The 18,720-nt window shown below is 49.4% G+C and carries 14 protein-coding genes; 5 read left to right on the top strand and 9 right to left on the bottom strand.

The genetic code is table 11. From position 1 onward, the window contains the following. Positions 1–325: 325 nt before the first annotated feature. From ACN0R8_RS02125 to ACN0R8_RS02115, 3 genes are all read right to left on the bottom strand, one after another. On the bottom strand, positions 326–1,183 hold the full coding sequence (locus ACN0R8_RS02125) for an ABC transporter ATP-binding protein (RefSeq protein WP_417594607.1): 858 nt from the start codon (positions 1,181–1,183) through the stop codon (positions 326–328). A gap of 73 nt (positions 1,184–1,256) precedes the next feature. After that, a complete protein-coding gene (locus ACN0R8_RS02120) occupies positions 1,257–2,261 on the bottom strand; it encodes an ABC transporter permease (RefSeq protein WP_417594605.1) in 1,005 nt (334 codons plus the stop codon). Between the two features lie 84 nt (positions 2,262–2,345). Next, the gene (locus ACN0R8_RS02115) at positions 2,346–3,806 is read right to left on the bottom strand and encodes a CmpA/NrtA family ABC transporter substrate-binding protein (protein ID WP_417594603.1); all 1,461 of its coding nucleotides are present in this window, start codon (positions 3,804–3,806) and stop codon (positions 2,346–2,348) included. A 527-nt stretch (positions 3,807–4,333) separates the two neighbouring features. Between ACN0R8_RS02115 and ACN0R8_RS02110 the strand changes: the two genes are divergently transcribed. Then, positions 4,334–5,566, top strand: a complete 1,233-nt coding sequence (locus tag ACN0R8_RS02110; protein ID WP_417594601.1) for a nitrate- and nitrite sensing domain-containing protein — start codon at positions 4,334–4,336, stop codon at positions 5,564–5,566. A 28-nt stretch (positions 5,567–5,594) separates the two neighbouring features. On the opposite strand, the gene ACN0R8_RS02105 is transcribed toward ACN0R8_RS02110, so the two are convergent. The 5 genes from ACN0R8_RS02105 to ACN0R8_RS02085 form a co-directional block, all read right to left on the bottom strand. Further along, complete coding sequence (locus ACN0R8_RS02105) at positions 5,595–6,353, bottom strand: sulfite exporter TauE/SafE family protein (RefSeq protein WP_417594599.1); 759 nt, start codon at positions 6,351–6,353, stop codon at positions 5,595–5,597. A 136-nt stretch (positions 6,354–6,489) separates the two neighbouring features. Beyond that, positions 6,490–7,368 (bottom strand): LysR family transcriptional regulator, encoded by an 879-nt coding sequence (locus ACN0R8_RS02100; RefSeq protein WP_417594597.1) that lies wholly within the window; start codon positions 7,366–7,368, stop codon positions 6,490–6,492. Positions 7,369–7,430: 62 nt separating this feature from the next. Next, positions 7,431–7,889, bottom strand: coding sequence for a DUF3429 domain-containing protein (locus tag ACN0R8_RS02095; protein ID WP_417594595.1), 459 nt, complete (start codon positions 7,887–7,889; stop codon positions 7,431–7,433). Positions 7,890–8,028: 139 nt separating this feature from the next. Continuing rightward, complete coding sequence (gene rlmF / locus ACN0R8_RS02090; protein WP_417594593.1) at positions 8,029–9,228, bottom strand: 23S rRNA (adenine(1618)-N(6))-methyltransferase RlmF; 1,200 nt, start codon at positions 9,226–9,228, stop codon at positions 8,029–8,031. A 56-nt stretch (positions 9,229–9,284) separates the two neighbouring features. Further along, positions 9,285–9,761, bottom strand: a complete 477-nt coding sequence (locus tag ACN0R8_RS02085) for an Lrp/AsnC family transcriptional regulator (RefSeq protein ID WP_417594591.1) — start codon at positions 9,759–9,761, stop codon at positions 9,285–9,287. Between the two features lie 473 nt (positions 9,762–10,234). Between ACN0R8_RS02085 and leuA the strand changes: the two genes are divergently transcribed. The 3 genes from leuA (at position 10,235) to ACN0R8_RS02070 (ending at position 16,503) form a co-directional block, all read left to right on the top strand. After that, positions 10,235–11,905: a 2-isopropylmalate synthase gene (gene leuA, locus ACN0R8_RS02080; protein ID WP_417594589.1), complete on the top strand. Its 1,671-nt coding sequence runs from the start codon at positions 10,235–10,237 to the stop codon at positions 11,903–11,905. A gap of 186 nt (positions 11,906–12,091) precedes the next feature. Continuing rightward, entirely contained in the window at positions 12,092–13,036 is a 945-nt protein-coding gene (locus ACN0R8_RS02075; protein ID WP_417594587.1) for a PhnD/SsuA/transferrin family substrate-binding protein, read from the top strand. Next, positions 13,033–16,503 (top strand): response regulator, encoded by a 3,471-nt coding sequence (locus tag ACN0R8_RS02070; protein WP_417594585.1) that lies wholly within the window; start codon positions 13,033–13,035, stop codon positions 16,501–16,503. Before ACN0R8_RS02075 ends, ACN0R8_RS02070 begins: the two co-directional genes overlap by 4 nt. A gap of 34 nt (positions 16,504–16,537) precedes the next feature. Here ACN0R8_RS02070 and ACN0R8_RS02065 read toward each other — a convergent pair whose 3' ends face one another. Beyond that, positions 16,538–17,179, bottom strand: a complete 642-nt coding sequence (locus tag ACN0R8_RS02065) for a YitT family protein (RefSeq protein WP_417594583.1) — start codon at positions 17,177–17,179, stop codon at positions 16,538–16,540. A gap of 353 nt (positions 17,180–17,532) precedes the next feature. Here ACN0R8_RS02065 and ACN0R8_RS02060 point away from each other — a divergent pair, with 353 nt between their 5' ends. Continuing rightward, positions 17,533–18,717: a PQQ-dependent sugar dehydrogenase gene (locus ACN0R8_RS02060; RefSeq protein ID WP_417594581.1), complete on the top strand. Its 1,185-nt coding sequence runs from the start codon at positions 17,533–17,535 to the stop codon at positions 18,715–18,717. Positions 18,718–18,720 lie beyond the last annotated feature (3 nt).

Genomic DNA, 18,720 nt, shown 5'->3' with positions numbered 1-18,720 from the left:
GTTTTTCTTCAGGCATAAAAAAAGGCGTTCATTAACCGGTGTTAAACCCGTAAATGAACGCCATTGCTCAAAATAATTTTTTGTAGATCGTGATCGTTAGGGATCACTTTTTGTTAATCATGTTTTTGCATATGTTATGCCAGTTATAAAAAGTCTATTAATAACAGTGTGTTATTTTATTATGGCAGCACCTTACCTTAATGTTGATCTCCTGATGCTGACACTGGAGTTCCTTGCTGGTGCAGCGTGCACTGATATGGGTTCAAAAAAGGGCAGCCTTGTGTACCGGCATAACGTATGCAATAACAAAGTTGATACTTAACGGCTAAGCGACCTCGACACCTTTCCGGGTGGTTTTTGTGCTGCCATCACTATTCTTCTTCTGATCCATCGGCTCTATTTTGCGCTGTTTTTCATATAGGAAACTCAGTACCTGACTGCGGTAGTGGTTGTATTGCGCATCGTCTGCCAGCGTCAGGCGGTCACGGGGCCGTTCAAGCTCTACCTTAAGGATCTCACCGACGGTGGCGGCGGGGCCGTTGGTCATCATCACAATCCGATCAGAGAGCAATACCGCTTCATCCACATCGTGGGTGATCATAATCACGGTATTGTTGAGATCATTTTGAATCTCCATCAGAGAGTCCTGCAGATGGGCCCGGGTGAGAGCATCCAATGCACCGAAGGGCTCGTCCATCAGCAGAACGGTTGGCTCCATTGCCAGGGCTCGGGCGATACCGACACGCTGCTTCATGCCCCCTGATATCTCATCCGGGCGCTTGTGCATGGCGTGGGTCATATGGACCAACTCAAGGTTATGTTCGATCCAGGCTTTTATTTCCGATTTGCTTTTCTGGCCTTTAAACACCTGCTTAACCGCCAGCTCAACATTCTGATAAGCGGTCAGCCACGGCAGTAGTGAGTGATTCTGGAACACCACGGCTCGCTCTGGCCCGGGTTCGTTCACTTCGCGTCCGTTAAGCAATACGCCCCCTTCAGTGGCCTGATGCAGGCCAGCGACAATATTCAGTACCGTGGATTTACCGCAGCCGGAATGCCCGATCAAAGAGACAAACTCACCCCGTTCTATTTTTAAATTAACACCCTGCAGAGCCCTGAAGCTGCCTTTAGGGGTTGGAAATTCGATACCGACGCCGGTCAGCTCAAGATGTGTGCGGTTCATAATAGTATTCTCCGTATTCTTATCTGTTTCTTATCTGTTTCTTATCTGTTTCTTATCTGTCGGTTCGGGTGGATCAGCGCATGACCGCTGTTTTGTCCCAGCTGGCCCAGCGTTGAATCAGCAGCATCGTGCGGTCCAGCAGATAACCGATTAGGCCGATTACAATAACGGCCACCATAATGCGCCCTAATGAACTTGAGCTGCCGTTTTGGAACTCATCCCAGACGAATTTACCCAGCCCTGGATTCTGAGCCAGCATCTCTGCCGCGATCAGTACCATCCAGGCGATGCCCAGGGAAAGGCGAAGTCCGGTAAATACCATAGGGATGGAAGAGGGCAGTACGATCTTGATGACGTGGGTCAGCCAGTTGAGCCGCAGCACATGGCTGACATTTTTCAGATCCTGCGGAATAGCGGCGACACCAACGGCGGTGTTGATCAATGTTGGCCAGAGACTGCACAGGGTCACGGTGATCATGGAGGTCAGGAATGATTTGGAAACCAGAGGGTCATCACTGACATAAACAGCACTTACCACCATGGTCACCAAGGGGAGCCATGCCAATGGCGATACGGGTTTAAAGAGCTGGATTAACGGATTGGCCGCTGTATATAGCGGGCTGCTGAGACCGATAATAATACCCACTGGGACAGCGATCAGTGTGGCAACGGCAAACCCCGCCAGAACCGTGATCAGGCTGGTGATAATCTGATCGAAAAAAGTGGGCTTTCCTGTATAGCTGCGGATTTTAGGCTCGTAAGTCGGGTCTTTAGCAACGCGATCAGCATTACGCTTCTCCTGACGTTCATAGAAGGCATCTTCTTTAATACGGGATGCCTGATGCTCTTCAACCAACCCCTCAAATTGACTCCAGACCTGTGCTGGCCCAGGAAATTCTCCCAGTGAGGTGATGACCCTTGGGGCCGATATAGACCAGATCATCAGAAAGACCAGCATACCAATGGTGGGCAGGATGATATCTTTGGCGCTCTGGCTGAGCAGGTCAGCCAGTGAGCGATCCTGAGTGACTTTTCTAAGCCATCCGGTTGGTTTGTTTTGATTTATCGATAGGGCCATCTTGCTATCCTCCTGTCCGGGGGGAGGAACGCGCCCCCGGAAGCAATGCTCGCTTTTAAGTGCTGGATCTGTTTATGGGTTCTGTTACAGCTTGTCCTGACCTTTCAGGCCGATGGTGAATTTTTCCAGATAGGCGTTCGGTTGCTGGCCGTCATAGACGATATTGTCGATAAAGTGCTTCTGTGGTGCGCGGAAGCCGCTTTCCTGACTCAGATCCGGGAAGTCGGAGGCTTTCATCTGACCTTCATCGATCAGGGCGGCTACCGCCTGTTGGTAGATATCCGGGCGATAGACTTTTTTAGCGATCTCTTTGTACCAGCTGTCCGGTTTGGCATCGGAAATCTGGCCCCAGCGACGCATCTGAGTCAGATACCAGATCGCATCAGAGTAGTAGGGATAAGTGGCGTTGTAGCGGAAGAAGACGTTGAAATCCGGTACCTCCCGTTTATCACCCTTTTCATACTCAAAGGTGCCTGTCATGGAGTTGGCAATAACATCATAGTCGGCACCGACGTAGGATGATTTTGCCAGAATTTTCACGGCTTCCTGTCGGTTGGCATTGTTGTTGGCATCCAGCCAGTGTGCTGCCCGGATCATGGCTTTCACCACGCGGATATGAGTGTTCGGGTTCTTTTCAGCCCACTGACGGGAAACGCCAAAGACTTTTTCCGGGTTGTTCTTCCAGATCTCGTAGTCGGTGACCACGGGGACACCTATTCCCTTGAATACAGCCTGCTGATTCCACGGCTCGCCCACACAGTAGCCATAAATTGTTCCGGCTTCCATGGTGGCAGGCATTTGAGGCGGAGGAGTTACCGATAAGAGTGCTTCTGCATCCAGCTGGCCGGAAGTATCTCCTTTGTGGGGAGCGTAGTAGCCCGGATGTATGCCCCCGGCTGCCAGCCAGTAGCGCAATTCGTAGTTGTGAGTAGAGACCGGAAATACCATCCCCATATTAAATGCCTTACCCTCGTCGCGATATTGCTCAATAACAGGCTTGAGGGCATCGGCTTTGATGGGGTGTACTGGCTTACCGTTTTCATGGGGGATATTCTTTTTCATATCGGCCCATACATCGTTGGAAACCGTAATCGCGTTGCCGTTAAGGTCCATGCTGAAGGCGGTTATGATATCTGCCTTGGTGCCATAGCCAATGGTGGCACCCAGAGGCTGGCCAGCCAGCATATGAGCACCATCAAGCTGACCATCAATAACCCGGTCAAGTAGCACTTTCCAGTTGGCCTGAGCCTCCAGAGTGACGTACAGACCCTCATCTTCGAAGTAGCCTTTTTCATAGGCGATTGCCAGAGGTGCCATATCCGTTAGCTTGATAAAACCGAATTTCAGCTCTTCCTTTTCAGGGTAATCCAGAGAGCTGGCCTGGCTGGCGCTCAGACTCAGCAGAGAGCCAAGAACCGCAACGGCGGTCCGTACCCAGAGTTTCCTGTTAACGCTGGGGTGTTTGCTGATAGCACCGGAATGTTTGCCAGCGGTTCCGGTTGAGCGCTCAGCGGTAGATAAAGGCTTATTTTTTCGGATCATCATCTGTTCTCCAATCGCTAAAATAAAAAAAGGCGCTTGTACACTCCGGCCTTTAAAAAAGGGGAGGTACAAGCGCCTTTGCTTGTCTCAATCGCACGCAAATAATCTGTATTTGCCTGAGCCAATATGTCTTTACATCTGCATTAGACGTGCCATGGTTTGAAAATCTTTATAAATCATGGTGTTATATCCTGATTGCTTGGCCGGTCTTTTGTGGGCCCAATCAAGGTTGGGCCGCTATGGTGCAGATCTGAGTCTGGGTGAGGGTATTTGGTGCGTATTTTAGTGGGGTAGTCGATAATTTTAGGATAGAGGGTATAACAATGTTGTCTCTCAGGCGTCCAGTGGTGTCAGGCAAGCCTTTTATGAGCCTGGTCATGGGTTGAAAAGAGGGAAGGGAGTGCCTTTGGTCCGCTTCTTGCTGTTTTGTTCTTGAACAGAGTGCGATGTACAGAGGCGGTCGTTTTACTTTTTTGGCCATTGCATGTTATCGGTTTCTGTATGTTATTGGTTTAGGAGCGGACTTCTCTATGACAGCTGACACCCTGGCGATTGATTACTTTCTTGCAGCCCACCAAAGCGAACTTAAGCAGTTAAATGAGTTAAGTGAGAGCTGTCATCTGGTAACTGTACTAACTGAACTTGTCCATGAACTGCAGAAAGAGCGGGGGCTGAGCAATATCTATCTGGTTACAGAAGGGCAGCGTTTTGCACAGGAAAGAGAGCAGCAGCTGCATGAGTCGGTTCAGGCCGAAGGGACGTTAAGACGTTTGCTGAAGAACTTCTCCTTTGGTTTACACCATAAAGCTTCTTTTTACAGCCGGGTGGCATTTGCTTTGAATGGTCTTGACCAGTTGCGACTGATTCGACCGGTTGTGACTCAGTATCGGATCAAAGCTCTGGAGGCGTCGGGCCACTTTAGTCAGGTGATCTCTAAACTATTACAGGTGGTTTTTGAGATTGCGGACCGTTCCACCTGCCCCGAAACAGCCCGGGCGTTAATCGCGCTGTTTAATCTGCTGCAGGGAAAAGAGTACGCAGGACAGGAGCGTGCCTGTGGTGCCATAGGTTTTGCCGCGGGTGAATTTGACCCCGAGCGGTTGGAGCAACTGGATCTTTTAAGGGATGCCCAGGCAAGTTGCTTTGATCTTTTTCTCAGTCATAGTGACCGGTCTCATGTTGCCCGGTGGCGTGAGATTGAGGCTTTGGATTGCAGCCATGAACTTATTAAACTGCGTCAGCTCTGCCAGACCGCTGGAGAGGCGGGTATTCCGGGGTCTTTAACTGAAATTTGGTTTGAAGTGGCCACGGCCCGAATCAACAGAATGCAGGAGCTGGAGCATCTGCTGTTATCGGATCTTATTGGTTTAACTCAGCAGCAGGTGCAGAAAGCTGAAGAGGAGTTTGAAGCGAATCATGACAACCTTGAAGCCCTGATCCACTGTAAAGCTGAACGCGAGCCTGAAGATGGCCTGGCTTCAGATACGGAAAAACGGGCTCTGAATGACCCCGGAGCCCTAGGAAGCTTGTTCGAGCTGATTCAGCAGCAGGCCAGCCGTTTACAGCAATTGAACACTGAATTAAATGAAGTGCGCCAGTCGCTGGGAGATCGGAAAGTGATTGAACAGGCAAAAGGCCTGTTAATGCAGAAACATGGTGTGTCAGAGGATAAGGCGTATCAGAGCCTGAGACGGGTGGCGATGAATAAAAATACCAGCCTGATACAGATCGCTGAGCAAACCGTCGCATCGCTCTCTGATTGAGACTGCTGTTTAAGGCCCTGATACCGTCTTATGCGGAGAATAGGCTTTCCGATATCAACTTCACTCCGGTCACAAACAGTAGTCCATAGCAAGCCATGTAAAACCAGAAATCACTGACCCGTTTGTGCAGGTACATACCAAAATAAACGCCTATTGGTGCAAATATCAGCAATGCCAGTGACGTCATCAGGTTGGCGCTGTCGAATAAGCCTAACCATGCGTAGGGTATCAGTTTGGTGAAATTGACGACGGCAAAGAAGATAACCGTTGTACCGACAAACAGAGTTTTATCCAGCTTTTGCGGCAGCATATAGATATTCATTGGCGGGCCACCGGCATGAACACTGAAGCTGGTAAATCCTGCCAACGCGCCCCAGAAAGAGCCTTTTACCGCATCAGCCTGGGTGACCTTCTCCGGCTTACGGTGCAGCTTCTGCCAGGCATAGTTCAGAGTAAACAAGGTTGCGATCAGGCCGATCATCAGCTTGATATGCTGTTCCGTCAGATAGCTGAAACTTAGTGCCCCCAGCAGGATACCCAGTACCGCAGCGGGCAGCAGAATTCTGAGATTGGTCTTATCGTACTTGCCCCGAAAGCCCCAAAGCCCGATCAGATCCATTACACAGAGAATTGGCAGCATGATCGCTGCCGCCTGAAAGGGGGGGATCGCCAGGGACATAATTGGTACCGCCACCATCCCAAGACCGCCTCCCATCCCCCCTTTTGAGATGCCCACGATAAGTACCGCAGGAATTGCCACGAGATAAAACAGAGGGTCATCAATCATAAAGCGTCCTTGATGGTGAATGTGGGTGGGGTTGAATTGGTGATCAGTTTAGAGAGTAGAGTTGAGGAGAGATAGGCGGAGTAAACTATATAAGCTATAAGTAGTGCTTATGAATGATGAGAAACCAAAGGTGGCTTTACCCGCGATTACAGTAGCTCTTGAGCTGATCAATAAAACACTGGGTGATCGGCTGTATCGCTTTGCCGTAGCGGGTGACCAGCATCAGAGATAGGGTTATATCCAGATTGTTCACTTCGGCGAAGGCCAGGCCTGCTTGTTGTTCGGCAACGTAACGTGGCGCGAAGCAGATTCCCGAGCCTCGACGTACCAGATTGAGCATGGCATCCACGGTTTCCACTTCGATGGCGACATTTAGTGGCTGATTGGCAAAGGCGCTATCGACGGCTCGTCGCAGGGCGTAGCCTTTCGGGAAAAGCAGTGTTGGTGTGTTGGCGGGCAGTTCACCAGCACTCTGCAGCTTAGAGGCAGCAGGGTGATCCTCTGCAAAGATCGCCACCAGTTTTTCATCATGAATCAGCTCTCCATCCAGTTCAGGCGGCAATACCATGGTGCTGTGTACCAGCCCGAAATCCACTGTGCGGTTGTAGGTTAGCTGAATCACTTCCTGGCTGCTGCGGGCGTGCAGCTGAAAGCGCACATCGGGGTTTTCAGTGGCGTGCTGACTGATAAGCGGCGTTAATAGATAGGACAGTGCGGTATGGGGGCCGGCAATAGCGATGGTGCCTTCAATAACGCCTTCCTGAAACTGCAGCTCACGGATCGCCTGATCCACATCACTGAACAGAGGCTGCACTTTACCCCACAGCTGGCGACCGGCTGCGGTCAGCTGAATGCCCCGGCCAATACGGGTGAAGAGGGCGATACCCATTTCCTGCTCCAGCTTGCGGATCTGCTGACTCAGTGCCGGTTGAGATAGGCCCAGCCGATCTGCGGCACCGGTAAAACTGCCTTCTTCGGCACAGACCAGGAAATAACGCAGTTGCAGGTCAGACATCAGAACTCCTTTTCGCTGTGACGGTTAAGGTTGAGGTTTTAAGCGGTTAAGCCTGTTAGTGGTTAAAAGACAAAGGCTGCCAGCAGGCTGATGGCTGCACCAGAGGAGAGCCATAGGCGTAACTGTATAAACTGATCGCCATAATCGCTACTGAGTACCCGGCGTTCATAAAGCCAGAGCAGGACGAAGGATAAGCCAGCGATACCTGACCAATCAATGCCGGAGAAGAGTATCCAGCACCAGCTCCAGAGCATTCCGCCCAGGGCCACTAAAGCGATATGGCCATTTTGCGGGCGTTTCAGACTGACAAACCAGACGACACCGCAAAGAAAGCTGAAGATCAGCGCGGCATAGCTGATCAGTGCTGCAAGGGCAAAGTTTAAGTCTGCAACAGTTAGAAGACTCAGGCTGATAAAGGGGATCAGGCCGGTATAACCGCCCCAGCGATGCCAGAAACTGAGGGTGACAGACGATGATTCTGAAGATTCGGTGGTGCGGGAAGTTGAAGGTGTATCCTGCATGGTAGGTGTCGCTCCGATTGATCCATTTCAGCTGCTTACGGAGCAGGCGAGGAATGGATCAACCGGAGGATGATTAAAGCGCTTGGATACGAGGGCTACTCTTGCTTCTACTCTTGCTCTTTATCCTGACCTTTATCGGCTAGTTCGTCCGTTTTTCTGCATTCAGGTCATCATCAAGATTGTCGGCCAAAGTGTCACCGAGTACTTCAGGATCTTCAGCGTCCTCATCAGGTTCAAATTCTGTGCGAGGCAGCTGCGCCTGATCTGCCGGAACATCCCAGCTGATCTCTGACCATTCCAGATGTTCTTCAGGGATCATAAAGCTCCAGGCCAGAATACGGCTCACCTTATTACCGTGGGCCATCTCCAGTACCTTGGATTGGGCCACGCCAGCATCGGCTAACATCTGCTGCAGCTCCGGTAGATTCTCTTTACGGGATACCAGACTGGTAAACCAGAGGCACTGACCGGCAAAATCTTTGCTCTCTTCGATCATGGTCTTCAGGAAGCCCACTTCGCCGCCGTTGCACCACAACTCCGGCTGTTGGCCGCCAAAGTTCAGCGGGGCTTTACCGATTTCGTTCAGCTCTGCATCGTCCTTGGCCAGATTGTCGACTTTACGCTGGCTGGCGGCCTGAGCATCTTCCGCAGAGGCGTGAAAAGGCGGGTTGCAGATGGTGAGGTCAAATACCTCTTTCTTTTTGATCACGCCGTGAAAGATATGTGATTCATCCTGCTGTTTGCGGCAGCGCACACGGCCGGACAGATTACGGTTCATCTTCACCAATTGTTTCGAGGTGTTAAAGGCGATATCGCTGCTATCGGATGCCACAAATGACCAGCCATAGGCCTGACTTCCGATGATCGGATAGATACAGTTGGCTCCGGTACCAATATCCAGCACCGTAATTTTTTTGCCTTTAGGTGGTTCATTGCGCTGGCCGGAGGCCATCAGAAGGTCTGCGACGTTGTGAATATAGTCGGCCCGGCCCGGTACGGCAGGACAGAGGTAGCCAGGGGGAATATCCCAGAACTGAATACCATAAAACTGGTAGAGCAAACCCGCGTTAAGCATTTTGACCGCGTCGGGATCGCTGAAGTCGATTGACGTATCGCCACGGGGCGTAGTGGTTAGCTTTTCTTTCAGTCCTGGCATCAGTTGGCAGAGTCGATCAAAGTCATATTTGTCGCTTTTTCCTTCTGTACCCCGGTGGGGGTTACGGGGGTGCAGGCCATTGGCTTTGGCCTGGTGTTTTTTGATGGCTTTTTCTTTAGCGGCTTTAGCCTGCTGCCAGGGGTTTGCTTTTGATGACGAGGTGTTCTTTTGGGATGCAGGCATAAAAAGTGTTCCGTTACAGCACTGAAAAATGGATGGTGATTCTGTTGAAAGGTATTTTACCCCAGATGCTGTAAAGAAACTGCAGTTGTATCTACGACCCGTTTCATGACAAAGCTTGAATGAACACCGGTTACACCGGGAATCTGGGTGATGGTGTTCAGAAGAAATGCCTGAAAGTATTCCATATCCGGTACAACAACTTTAACGGTGTAGTCAGCACTCTGGCCGGTCACCAGATAACACTCCACCACTTCCGGGCAACGGCTGACAACTTTATCAAAGGCTTCAAAGCGATCAGGTGTATGACGATCCAGTGCGATCTGTATATAGGCGGTTAGCTTCAGGCCCAGTTTTGAGCGGTTCAACTGCGCCACATAACGATCAATAAAACCGGCTTCTTCAAGCTGTTTTACGCGCCGTGAACATGGGGAGGGTGACAGGCCGACTTTTTCCGCCAGATCCTGATTACTGATCCGGCTATCCTGCTGCAGGGCTTCGAGGATTCGGCGGTCGGTACGGTCAAGCTTGATCATAAGATAGCTCCCAGGGAATATCGGATGGAAGATTTTAAATTGCGGGATTACACCTAATATTAATGCTCAGGCTTGCTATAAAGTATTACATAAAAATAAAATTGCTCAAATCCATTATTAATTGAAATAATATTGCTAAATTTTATTTTTTTGGCGCATTTTAGCAATCCTGATGCAGTGCAAATTTTATATACTGGTTTCCGTTGGCAGCACTGGGCCTCGTTCTGTTATCGTTGTGCATTTATTGCTCGGCGTATCAGGAGCTTACCTCAAAAGGGATACCATCTTGTGCAATGCAGCGCTTCACAAGAGCCAGCTGATTAAGGGCAGCGTATTGCACCTGCCAACGCTTTCTTTACCCGGAATAGCGATAAAAAAAAGTGATTACAAATAAGCAGCGTGATAACTGAATAAGACTGGCCTGACGCCTCAACCCATAAGTGTTCAGGGCAAACACATGTAAGGAGCTCACCGTGAGCGGTTTTGACCATAAGAAATATCGTCCTTTTCCAACCATCAATCTGCCTGATCGCCAGTGGCCAAATCAGGTGCTCGACAAAGCGCCGACCTGGTGCAGTGTTGATCTGCGTGATGGTAACCAGGCACTGATCGACCCGATGACCGTTGCCCAGAAAAAACGACTGTTTCAGCTACTGGTTAAACTCGGCTTTAAAGAGATCGAAGTAGGTTTTCCGGCAGCCTCTCAGCCAGACTTTGATTTTGTACGGGCTTTGATTGAAGACAATATGATTCCCGATGATGTGACGGTTCAGGTTCTGACTCAAGCACGGGAAGCGCTGATTGACCGCACCATTGAGGCACTGAAAGGTGCTAAGAAAGCGATCGTTCACGTTTATAACTCCACCTCAACCGTACAGCGTGAGCAGGTTTTCTGCTTAGAGCGTAACCAGATTATTGATATCGCTGTAAATGGCGTGCGTATGGTAAAAGAGCGTGTTCAGAAACACACCGATACAGAATGGCGCTTAGAGTACTCACCTGAAAGTTTCACCGGCACCGAGCTGGATTTCGCGGTAGAGATCTGTGATGCCGTTGTTGAAGAGTGGGGGCCGAATCCTGAACAGAAGATCATTCTGAACCTGCCGGCAACGGTGGAGATGTCCACCCCCAATATATTTGCAGATCAGATCGAGTGGTTCTGCCGCAACATCAAACACCGCGAGTGCCTGGAAATCAGTATGCACACCCACAATGACCGGGGTTGTGCTGTTGCCGCCGCAGAGCTGGGTGTAATGGCAGGTGCAGACCGTGTTGAAGGCACTCTGATGGGCAATGGTGAGCGTACCGGTAACATGGACGTGATCACTATGGCGATGAACCTGTACAGTCAGGGCGTTGATCCTGAGCTGGACCTGGCGGATGTGACTGAGATTATTCAGGTTTATGAAGCCTGCACCAATCTGGAAGTACACCCGCGTCATCCATACATTGGTGAACTGGTTTATACCGCATTCTCCGGTAGCCACCAGGATGCGATTAAGAAGTGTCTGAGCAAGTACGATGCATCCAAGCCGTGGGAAGTGGCCTATTTGCCGATTGACCCGAAAGATCTGGGCCGCAGCTACGAGGCCGTTATTCGTATCAACAGTCAGTCCGGTAAAGGCGGTGTTGCCTATATTCTGGAGGCTGAACTGGGTCTTAAATTACCACGTTGGTTGCAGATCGAGTTTGCCGGAAAAGTACAGAAGTACACCGAAGAGCAGGCGCGCGAATTGAAGCAGCAGGAAATTATTGATCTGTTTCAGCAGCACTACCTGAACACCGAGCAGCAGTTTGAGCTGGTGACCTATAAACTGGAACGTAGTGATAATGACTTTTTAAATGCGACCATTCGCTGTGGCGATCAGATTATTGAACTGAGTGGTGATGGTAACGGCGCTATTCACGCTCTGACCGAGGCCCTGTCTGCCTATATTGAGCAGCCCGTGCAGATTGCAGAATACTCTGAACATGCTCTGTCTGCCGGAAGTGATGCAAAAGCGGTGACTTATGTACAGGTGAAGCTGGGGGATGCGGTCAATACCGGTGTTGCCATCAGCGAAGATACGGTCGCGGCGAACCTGAATGCAGTACTGGCTGCGGCAAGTGCCCTGATTCAGGACAAAGACCTGATAGCCGCTTAGGTATTTATTCCTGTTAGCTGTTTTGAATCGTCCGTACTTTAAAGCCCATTGCATAAATCTGTAATGGGCTTTATTTGTTTAATATAGATGGCAACGTGAACGTTGAATAAAAATAGCTTTGCTTTGTATGTTTTAATAAGATATTGGGATGGTTAAGCTGTGCATTATTCATAAGGGAGTCATATCTTGCTGAAGTATTTGCCTTGTCGTGTTTATGGAGCTGTTTTATGCCTTGTGTGCATGATATGGAGTACCTTACCGGCCACCGCAAATGAATCTCTGGCTTACACACAGAATCACGACCGCTTAACTCCAGTCGCGAAAGACAGCCCTGTGATTCGCTTTGCTCCTTTGCCCATGGCAAGCCTTGAGCAAGTTACCCTGGAATACCTTCCTTTTATTGATTTTCTTGAAAAAGAAACCGGCTATAACTTTGAGCTGGCCTGGCATGAGAATTATGAAGCTCTGATTGAATCTATCGCTTCGGGCCAGGTGGATATGGCTTATCTTGGGCCTTTGCCCTATGTTGCGGTCACTCAGAAAAGTCAGCATATTATACCCGTTGTACAGCTGCTGGACAGTAAAGGTCGTTCAGACTATACCTGTGCTATTGTGCACTTTGCTGACAGTGGTGCTTCTCTTAATCCTAATCAACATTATGATGTGGCGCTGACTCAGCCACTATCAACCTGTGGTTATCTGGCAACAGAAGATTACCTGCAACGGCAGGGGATGAGTCTGGAAGATAATACTTTCAGCTATGATTACACTGGCAGTCATGAACGTGTGGCGCTTGATGTGATTCTGGGTAAATATCAGTTTGGTGGTATGAAAACCCAGATTGCCCGACGCTATCATCATCTGGGACTACGAATTATCGATGAAACCCAGCCCGTCCCGGGTTTTGTACTGGTTGCAAATAGCAGTACATTGGCACCCGAGTTTATTGAGCAGGTTCGAGATGCCATGCTTCGCCTTGCACCTCAGGATAATAAAGCGCATCAGAAGATGATGCAGAGCTGGAGCCGTAACCTGCGATATGGCGCAAAACCCGTTGCCGACTCGGCCTATGATGCTATTCGTCAACAGTGGTATCAGCTTAAGATCAACCTGTTAGGGGCGGCGAAATGATTCAGAGTGCCCTGCTAAGATCTCTTTCAGGCTTTATGCTGCTGTCACTGCTTGGCTTGCTGGGTTTGCAGCTTATTATCCGTTACGAAGCAGACAATCAGATCCAGGCCCGGTTGATGCAAGAGCAGGTTGCCTACCGGTCCGTGGTTAATGGGCTGTCTGAAGTTGCTCAGACACTGTTTGATGAAACGATCAATACCCCGGAAATTACCGCCCTGATTCATGAAATCGCCGTAACAGAGGGTGATGCCCAGGACTTTGCACGGGGAATGTTGCTACGCAAGCTATATCCCTCATACTTACGCCTGAAAAAGCGGGGTGTACGCCAGTTACATTTCCATCATGCCAATGGGTTAAGCCTGTTACGCTTTCACCGACCCCTGAAATATGGTGATCCACTGTTTGATATCCGCCCTTCTGTCTACCGGGTAAATACAGAACATAAAGCAGTTAAAGGGTTTGAAACAGGGCGTTTATTTCATGGTTTCCGCTTTGTATTTCCTCTGTTTCACGAAGGTCAGCATATCGGTAGTGTTGAGAGTAGTGTTCCTTTTGATACTGTTGAGCAACAGTTAAAGACCTTAGTTCCCAATGAGCTTTTTGGCTTTGTACTTAATAAAGAACAGGTGTTCTCGCTGCTTTATCCCAGTGAACGCTCTATCTATAAAGACTATGCTCTTAACGATCATTTTCTGGTCGAAGATGTGGGAGCCAAATTCGGTTCTCCCCGGGAAATACCACCGCTGCAGAAAAGTATTGAATCTGTGATGCAGGAAGATACGCCTCACATCCGAAAGATGATGAACGCCGGAAGTGCGTTTGGTGTGAGCCACAAGCTAGAGGGGCAGCGTTATGCTGCGCTTTTTACTCCAGTCGATAACCTGGATGGTAAAACCGGGGCTTATATTATTAGTTTTACCCGGGCTGATGAACTGGAAGGGATTTACCGAACCGGTCTTATTATTCAGCTGATTTATCTGGCATTTATTGCAAGCCTTGCTGCAGGCTATTATCGCCACAAAACAGCGAATATAGCTGTGGCTAAAGAGCGAGAGACCCTGAAAGCAATCACAGAGCGTATGGCGGAGGGGCTTTTTGTTCAGGATAAAGATGGCTATGTGACCTTTATTAATGAGGCCGCCGAGCGAATTCTGGGCATACGTTCTGACGAGGCACTAGGACAGCGGGCCCACGATCTTTTTCATGTCCATTACGATAGCGGTGGAAAGCCAGTCGATATTGATCATTGCCCTATCCGGCTTGTGACAGCGGCAGGGAAAATTTATGAAAGTGAGGATGAGTTCTTTCGTCGCTTCTCCGATAACACCCTTGTGCCTGTACAGGTGACCAGCGCCCGGTTTCAGAGTCAGGATGAGGTTTCAGGCTCAATTACCATTTTTCGGGATATTACCCAGCGCAAGAAACATGATCATGAGCTGGAGTGCGCCCGTCAGGATGCACTGAAAAGTGCCCAGGCAAAATCTGAGTTCCTTGCCAATATGAGCCATGAAATCCGTACTCCAATGAATGGCATTTTGGGAATGCTGGATCTGTTGGCTCAGACACGGGTCGATGATGAACAAAGAGATTTCCTTAGCATTGCGCAGAATTCCAGTAAAACATTGCTATCCCTGCTGAACAGTATTCTTGATTTGGCGAAGTATGAAGCGGGCAAGGTCGATTTGGAGCAAATTGATTTTGACCTTCGGGAGAGTCTCGAAGAGACCGCTAAACTGTTTGCACCTCAGGCGCAGAGCAAGGGACTGGAAATTTCAGCTATGATCAGCGATCAGCTGCCAGCCTCCGTTCAGGGAGATCCTACCCGGCTTCGCCAGGTGCTGGCTAATTTGCTGGGCAATGCGATTAAATTTACCGAACAGGGAGAAATTACCCTGAGTACAGACCTTGAGGCTTTAGACGATGATGGGACGATAAAGCTGCATGTTACTGTAAAAGATACAGGGATAGGTATTTCAGCTGCTGCTCAGGATAAAATTTTTGATAGCTTCAGTCAGGCAGATGGCTCCACGACACGTAACTATGGTGGGACCGGATTAGGTTTAACACTGAGTCGTGAAATTATTGCCAGTATGGGAGGGGAGATTTGGCTTAAGTCTGAACAGGGAGAGGGTAGTTGTTTTCATTTTACCATTCCGCTTAAACCCTCATCGGTGGCGCTGGAAAGATTTACTGCCAACGAAGATCTTAGAGGTTTAAGAGCTCTCATTGTTGATGATAATGCCACAAACAGGTTGATTCTGGAGCAGTACTGCGCCAGTTGGGGTATTTTTTACCTGAGTACAGATCAGGGGCAGGACGCACTGGACATTCTTCTGCAGCATGCAGATAAAGGACGCCCTTTTGATATCGTGCTGACAGATATGATGATGCCCGGAATGGATGGTGTGCAGATGGCCAAAGAGATACGCCGTCATCCGGTTCTGTGTGATACCCGGATGATTTTGTTGACCTCTTATACAGGTCGAGCCCTGACTCAGCAGGCTGAAGGTGTTGAATTTGTCAGCCTGATTCCTAAGCCTTTCAGCCGCAATGAGCTGCACCGGGCCTTAGAAAAAGCCCTGCTGAAACCCGAACCCCTTCCTTTGGTTAAGGCTGTTCAGCCCGATAAATATCAACCACTGGATCTGTCAGATAAACATATCCTTCTGGTGGATGACAATGAGGTGAATCGTATCGTTGCAGCGGCTAATCTCCAGCAGTTTAACTGTCAGCTGACGACAGCGACCAATGGCCAGGAAGCGCTGGAGTTGCTTAAAACAAAGAACAGCTTTGACCTCGTTCTTATGGACTGCCAGATGCCGGTAATGGATGGCCTGGCTGCCACTCAGCTTTTCCGTGCCCACGAGAAAAAAAGCGAGCTGGACCGCTTGCCGATTATTGCCATGACCGCATACGTTACCAGACCGGAAATAGATCGTTGCCTTGAGGCGGGAATGGATGCTCATCTGCCTAAACCATTCGAACCCGGACAGCTTGGGTTATTGTTGCGCAGGTATTTTGAACCGTTAACGGTACCTTCGGGAGACGGAGCGGAGCAGGCGCAGCAAAAGGCACAGGGTATACCCGGTCAGCTAGGCCCTCTGCTGCCGGAAATTGACTTCTCGGACTTTCCAGTGATTAACCCTGTGCCTCTGGCCGCGCTTAACGAATTGTTTGATGGGGATATTACGCCGATATCCGATCACTTTTTTGAGCGAATTCCGAAGCTGATCAGTGAACTTCTTCAGGCAGTTCGCTCCGAGCAGTGGGAGGAACTGGCGATGGCAATTCATGCGTTAAAAGGTATTGCAGGTAACTTTGGCGCTGATCGTTTGGTTGCTTATGCCGGATGTATGGAGCAGCATCTTGATGCGGGCCAATATGATATAGCTAAGTCGCTGGCCATTCCGTTGGCTCAGGAAAGTGAACTTATGGTTTCCGCTCTGAGAGAAACCCTTGCTGAATAACAGGCCTTAGCATTGGCTCTGCTTCTCAGGCTGATTACTTTTTTTCAGATTCCGGTACGGTATGGTTCATCTGATGGTAACGGCGCAACACAGAGCTCATGACGACAAAACAAAGCAGAGAGTAACCGAACTGCTCCAGCGTAATTGTGACGGCAGCAACCATTAGCAGTGTGATATCAAACCACATCAGAGACTTTCCGGTATGTATCTGAAACTTATCTTCCAGCCAGAGTGAGAGAATATTAATTCCTCCCAGCGAGCTCTCTTCCCGAAAGACAACTAACAGCCCTACACCCACAAGTCCGCCTGCAGCAAGAGCCGCGATGACCTTAGGCAGCGTTTCCAGCTGTATATGCAAAATCATCAAATCGGTTAGTGTTGATACCATCAGCATCGCAAGCAGGGTTCTGAAAGCAAACGCAAGAGGTTTGGTTTTAAGTGCCAGAGCAAAGAAAGGCAGATTGATGATAAAGAATAGCGTGCCAAAACTGAGTTCCGGTATCCAGCGCATAAGTAATAGGGATAAACCAGCGGTTCCGCTGACCAGGAGTCCTGCGGATTTCAGAAACCAAATACCCAGAGCGACCAGAAAACAGCCCTCGAATAAACTGTAATAGCGTTTTGCAACCGACAGAGTGTCTGTCCGTCGAATGGGGCGGATTAAAGCAGATAACATGATGACCTCACTTAGCAGGGATTACCCGCCTCGTAAAAAGCCCCACCACCGGGATCGCCGGGGTGGGTAATAAGGAGCAACGATAGTCACGTTGTAAGTAGTAAAATGCAAGAGTTATGCCTGTTTTTTTAGGGTTTTATGCTGAGCATTATGGATTTTATGGTCTATTTTGGTGTCTTTTGGCTTATGTGTGCATTTTTTTGGTGCGATAGCAGCTGGTGGGTAGGGTGTCGTGGTAGCTCAAAAACCTTGTACAGGTCACTGTGAAAAAAGAGCAGGACTTCTGCTATGGTGAGCGAAGACATTGCCGGTCAAATGATATTGACGGGTAGATTGATAAGAGGAGTTCAGCTATGCATTTAAAACTCAGTCCATCTGTTATTTCGCTGTTGCTGCTGTTTTCAGTGAGCAGTGCTTTTGCAAATGAGATAACAGGCAGTAGCCGGAATAAAGACTATCAAGCAACCTTGGTCCATGAAGGGTTGAAACTACCCTGGGCGTTTGAGTTTGTTGATTCAGAGACGATGATTTTTACTGAAAGAGCAGGGCGTATCGGGCTTTATTCCCGAAGCCAGAGTGATGTTCGTTATCTGGCCGGTGTACCTGAGGTATATTTTGATGGGCAAGGAGGCTTACTGGATATTAAACCAAGCCCGGAATTTAAACAGGAACCCTGGGTTTATGTCACTTACAGTGCGCTGCCAGTGCAGGAGGTGAAGCAAAATGATGACAAGCCCGTTACTGTATTAGCGCGCTTTAAGTTAGCGGGTAACTCTTATGATCACTACCGTATTGAAGATTGGCAGGTGCTGGTTGAAACCCGCTCGGGGACCTCTAAAGATTATCATTTTGGCAGCCGAATCGCTTTTGATCCGGGGCGATATATTTACTTCTCAATAGGAGATCGTGGTGAGCGGCCAAATGGCCAGAACCGCAAGACCCATGCCGGGAGTATTCTCAGGGTGACCTTTACAGGCAAACCTTCCCGCCATAATCCTTTTTTTAATGAACGTGACGATGCGCTGCCGGAGATTTGGAGTTTCGGGCACCGAAATCCTCAGGGACTGGCCTATGATCCGGGCCGTAAACGCCTTTGGGCGATTGAGCATGGCCCGAGAGGTGGAGATGAGCTGAACGTGATTGAGCCGGGTAACAACTATGGTTGGCCGGAAGTATCCCAGGGTAAAGAGTATTGGGGGCCGATTTCTGTTGGGGTTGAGCATAAAGAGGGTATGGTTGACCCGGTACGTGTGTATATCCCTTCTATTGCACCTTCAAGTTTGCTGCTCTACAGCGGAGAGGCCTTTCCCCAGTGGCAGGGTGACCTGTTTGCCGGAGCTCTGGTAAAGCAGCATCTCAATCATATTCACCTGAATGAGGAGGGAGCGATTGTGGGAGAAACCCGAATGCTGGACTCTCTGAATGAGCGCATCCGGGATGTCAACCAAAGCCCCGAAGGGCTGCTGTACCTGGCAACAGATAGTGGAAAATTGTACCGGATCTCTCCATTGCCGGGTTCACCTGACGAAAAGTCATAACTT

It is taken from the genome of Oceanospirillum sp. (assembly GCF_048265165.1).
Lineage (GTDB): Bacteria > Pseudomonadota > Gammaproteobacteria > Pseudomonadales > Halomonadaceae > Oceanospirillum.
Note: the sequence above shows the minus strand (reverse complement) of the source record. Positions and strands in the feature narration are given on the sequence as shown.